The 344-nt window shown below is 43.0% G+C and carries 2 protein-coding genes; both read left to right on the top strand.

The window, feature by feature from the left end:
- Positions 1 to 269, top strand: a 269-nt coding sequence (locus RYX56_RS21555) for a shikimate dehydrogenase family protein (RefSeq protein WP_369293558.1), incomplete at its 5' end; no start/stop codon positions are given.
- The coding region (locus RYX56_RS21550) for a YhbY family RNA-binding protein (protein WP_336623191.1) at positions 263 to 344 on the top strand (82 nt) is incomplete at its 3' end. The genes RYX56_RS21555 and RYX56_RS21550, both read left to right, overlap by 7 nt.

Below are 344 nucleotides of genomic sequence, written 5' to 3'. Positions count from 1 at the left end.
CACTGATTGGCATGGCGCCGGAGGTCGAGGAGCAGCCGCTGGACTTAAGTCATTTAAAAAAACAATCGCATGTCTGTGATATAATCTACAATCCATTGGAGACAAAATTTCTACGCTCGGCTGTAAGCAGTGGGGCAAATGTCCAAAATGGAATCGATATGTTTGTCTATCAGGGGGCACTTGCATTTGAAAAATGGACAGGTATTTTCCCCGATGTCGAAAGAATGCGCGAAAATGTGTTAAAACAATTAGGAGGAAGTAGATGTTAACAGGAAAACAAAAAAGATTCTTACGATCCAAAGCCCACCACTTAGATCCTATTTTTCAAGTAGGCAAGGGCGGCG

The sequence above is a fragment of the Alkalihalophilus lindianensis genome, from assembly GCF_032843265.1.
GTDB lineage: Bacteria > Bacillota > Bacilli > Bacillales > Bacillaceae_D > Alkalihalophilus > Alkalihalophilus lindianensis.
This window is presented reverse-complemented; position numbering and strand designations above follow the sequence as displayed.